Genomic DNA, 4,089 nt, shown 5'->3' on the forward strand with positions numbered 1-4,089 from the left:
AAATTTCCAAGCATTGTACTTAATACATAATTGTCTTTTGGATTTAAAGTGTATAGTATTGTTTTAGGCAAAGAGTTACTATTTTCTAATGAATCTAATAATCTTGATAAAGGATAAGCAACTCCCTCATCATTAATAGAATCAAATCCAGTATCTGGTCCTAATTGTTTAAGCATTTTTGTATTATTATTTCTTTGTGCTGCAAGATGAAGTTGCATTGTCCACTTAAGCTCAGAATATAATTTGCCTAAGAATTGAAGTGTAAATGTTCTGTATTTACTTTCTTCATCTGGAGTTGCATGTTCTCCTTTTAATATTTTTACAAATATTTGAGATATTTCTTCTTTAGAAGCTTCCATATATGTTATGCTGTCCATTGCATGATCCGATATTCTACATCCAACTTCATGGAAAAATCTAACTCTTGATTCCATAGCTTTTAAGAATTCATCATAGCTTTTAATATTTATTTTAGAAGCTTCTTCAAGTTTCTTTATCCATGGAAGGAATGCTTCTTTATTTATTTGAAGTCCCTTGTCTGGCCTAAATGCTGGTAAAACCTTTACAGTAAATTTTGTATCTTTTTTAAGTTTTATATGATATTCTAGTGAATCTACTGGATCGTCAGTTGTACATAAAGCTTTAACATTTGACTTTTCAATTAAATCTCTTGCACCAAACCCTTCTCCATTAAGTAATAAATTTACCTTTTCCCAAATAGCTGGAGCAGTCTTTTCGTTTAAGACCTCATGTATTCCAAAATATCTTTGAAGTTCTAAGTGTGTCCAGTGATATAGAGGGTTACCTATAGCCATTGGCAAAGTTTTAGCCCATGCCATAAACTTCTCAAGATCGCTACCATTTCCAGTAATGTATTTTTCATCTATACCATTACTTCTCATAGCTCTCCATTTATAATGATCTCCATATAGCCAAGCTTCAGTTATATTTTTGAATTTTTTGTTATCATATATTTCTTCTGGACTTAGATGACAATGGTAATCAATAATAGGCATATCTTTTGCATAATCATTATACAAACTTATCGCTGTGTCATTAGATAATAAAAAGTTTTCATCCATAAATTTTTTCATATACTTCACCTTTCCCTTAATTATTTTTTTATTTTTTGTTCACGTTAACAATAACTAACCTTATGACTTTATTATAGCCTATTTTTTTTCATAATGCAACATTGAAATCGTTATCTTTTTTTTAATAACATCTTGTTATAGTTTAATTTTGTATATGTTTTTTATGCTCAATTTTAAACGCAAATAGTGCTCCACATATTCCTCCTATAATATGTGCAAATTGAGATATATTATCCTGAGAAAAAGTTCCTGCAAAAATTTCTCTACCAATAAATACGAAAAACACAATAATTAACGTTAATGGGATTCTCCCCTTCTTCGCATTTGTAAATGAACTTAAAATAATAAACATATAGACAATACCACTTGCCCCTAAAAGTGCATCATTTGAAAAAATCGTATTTATTAGCCCTGTAACTAATGCTGTTACGAGTATTAACTGCACTAAAACTTTTGAACCATACTTTTCTTCGAGCATTGGTCCTATTATTAAGATTATTATAAAATTACCAGAAAAGTGATTCCAATTAGCATGACCCAATATATAAGAAAATAATCTTATATATTGCATTGGGTCCAAAAAAGAAGTTCTGTAGTTTGAAAATATTACTCTATTAAGCATTCCATTTGTTAAATAGCTTAATAGATAGCTTACAAGTGCTAATCCCGTAAAAGTCAAAATAACAGGTGAATTATACTGAATTTTCTTTAGTTTCGCAAGCATTTTCTTATCCTCCATTTTTAAATATAACTTCTTAAGACTTCCTTTGTTTCTAAGTCAACAAAAGCCGCATTTACACTATTAAGGTATATTTGTTTGTAATCATCGAAGGTAATGTTAAATTCATCAAATAAAATTTCGCATTCCTTTGTCATATTTGTGTTTGATACAGTTCTATTGTCAGTATTTACTGTTACTTTTATTCCATCATTATAAAAATTATAAATCGGGTGGCTACATATGTCATTAACTGCCTTAGTTTGAATATTACTTGTTAGACACATTTCAAGAATTATTTTTTTATCTTTTACAATATTGTAAGCCTCAATACAATCTTTAATAAATACTCCATGACCAATTCTTTCTGCTCCCAAAAGCTCCACTGCTTCGAGCACATTTTCACCTATTCCTGTTTCACCAGCATGTATAGTTACTCTATACCCATATTTTCTAGCAAGCGCTATAGGTTCTATGAACTTTTTGCAAAACCCCTCATCTTCAGCACCACACAAATCTATAGCAACAACACCTTTGAATATATATTTTGCGCCGGCTTCCACAACTTCAAATGCTTTATCTTTTGACATAAATCTCATACAACAAAGTATTACATTTCCTTTTATATCATATCTTTCTTCTGCATCTTTAATTCCAACAATTACGCTCTCTATTACCTCACTTACAGTTAATCCCTTGTTTACATGAAGTAATGGTGCAAATCTTACTTCAATATATTTTACATTTTCTTTAGCACAGTCTTCAAGAAGCTCAAATGTAATTCTTCTTAAACTTTCTTTTGACTGCATTATTAAGTTTGGAATTACAAACATTTTTAAATACTCATCAAGAGACTTGCATTCCTTAGGAGCAGTCAATTCTTTTGTTATATTTAAAACGTCATAATTAGGAATACTTATACCCTCTCTCCTTGCTATATCAATTATCGTTTTAGGTCTAACACTACCATCTAAATGACAATGCAGATCAATTTTCGGTAAATCTTTATATTTCATATTATCCCCTTTCTTACTCATTTATCCTCAATTAAAATCATTTTTATAAATGAGTCTGACTTAATATCTTGCTACTAAGAGCACTGCCATCGAAACAAAGTATATGGCTAGTGGTATATATTTTGTTGAATCTTCAACTTTTGTATTTCTTATTTTTTCATTTATTACCGTGTATTTTTCATCTTCTACTATGTATTTCAAAGAATTATTACTTTCTTCTTGTTCTATTCCTTTAGTTCTACTATCTGCCTCTTTATATTCTTTAAGTTTTCTTAGGTTTGTATATAATATAGCTCCTCCTATTAAAAAGAATATTGAGGCTTGAAGTAATACTGCTACGAACCCAACATTTGCTTGCTGTGCTACTTTAGAAGCACTACTTTCAAGCCCAATGTTCATATAATTCATTAATGCCTTACTTATAATAAATGATATTGCATTGTTCGTTGCATGAAGTGTCATACTACCAACAAGTGATCCTGTATACTCCCTAACCAATAATAAAACAAGTCCTAAAAACATCACGTAAATTATTTGCATTACATTACCATGAAAAGATGCGAATATTGATGTTAATATAAAATATTTTACTTTTTTATTTACTCCTCCGTAAGCATCTAAAAAAACTCCTCTGAAGAATATTTCCTCAAAAAATGCTGGAAGTAAAACTACAACTAATAATCCTAGTAACGTTGAACTACTGCCTAATAGATTTGATATTTGCGTACTGTCTTTAATTGCTACAGGAAATAACTTCATACTTATTGAATTAATACCAATAGCAAAAATATAAGTACCACATGCTACAAATATAGTTAAATAAACCTGTTTTATTGACATCTTTTTTATAACCATTACATTTTTAAATTTTCTTTTAGTAATTAAACAATATAATAAAGCAATTCCACCAAGTGCTATTACACTAGCACTACCTGAAAGTAATAATGAAACATTCCCACTAATATGACCATTTAATCCAAATAAATGATTCGCGATACTCGGGACTAGGACAAATAATAGTAATGCCAATAATAATAAGCAATTAGCTAATAGTATTTTTTTGTTATTCATAATATAACTCCTTAAACTTTCTTTTTATTAACACCTTTTTTTGTTTCCTTTTAGATAAAATTTTAGCATTATAACTTATATAATAAGTCAATCGACGATAATAATCAAATTTTAAACCGTACCTTTTACAGTACGGTCTATAATGTTAATCTATACTATTTTTACAGATCGGAAGAGCACACGTCTGAAC

The 4,089-nt window shown here is 29.2% G+C and carries 4 protein-coding genes; all 4 read right to left on the minus strand.

What is annotated here, in order from left to right:
* Nucleotides 1-1,094, minus strand: a 1,094-nt coding sequence (gene uxaC / locus Q0649_RS01010) for a glucuronate isomerase (RefSeq protein WP_298836341.1), incomplete at its 3' end; no start/stop codon positions are given.
* Nucleotides 1,095-1,236: 142 nt separating this feature from the next.
* On the minus strand, nucleotides 1,237-1,818 hold the full coding sequence (locus Q0649_RS01015) for a rhomboid family intramembrane serine protease (protein WP_298836343.1): 582 nt from the start codon (nucleotides 1,816-1,818) through the stop codon (nucleotides 1,237-1,239).
* A gap of 17 nt (nucleotides 1,819-1,835) precedes the next feature.
* Nucleotides 1,836-2,828, minus strand: a complete 993-nt coding sequence (gene add / locus Q0649_RS01020; protein ID WP_298836345.1) for an adenosine deaminase — start codon at nucleotides 2,826-2,828, stop codon at nucleotides 1,836-1,838.
* 60 nt (nucleotides 2,829-2,888) lie between these two features.
* The gene (locus tag Q0649_RS01025) at nucleotides 2,889-3,899 is read right to left on the minus strand and encodes a CPBP family intramembrane glutamic endopeptidase (protein WP_298836347.1); all 1,011 of its coding nucleotides are present in this window, start codon (nucleotides 3,897-3,899) and stop codon (nucleotides 2,889-2,891) included.
* Nucleotides 3,900-4,089 lie beyond the last annotated feature (190 nt).

This window comes from uncultured Clostridium sp. (genome assembly GCF_937920395.1).
Taxonomy (GTDB): Bacteria; Bacillota; Clostridia; order Clostridiales; family Clostridiaceae; genus Clostridium_AD.

Bases quoted from the DNA above. Each gene is read 5' to 3' on its own strand.
- Q0649_RS01015 (WP_298836343.1), bottom strand. From the start codon at position 1,818: ATGCTTGCGAAACTAAAGAAAATTCAGTATAATTCACCTGTTATTTTG.
- add (WP_298836345.1), bottom strand. From the start codon at position 2,828: ATGAAATATAAAGATTTACCGAAAATTGATCTGCATTGTCATTTAGAT.
- Q0649_RS01025 (WP_298836347.1), bottom strand. From the start codon at position 3,899: ATGAATAACAAAAAAATACTATTAGCTAATTGCTTATTATTATTGGCA.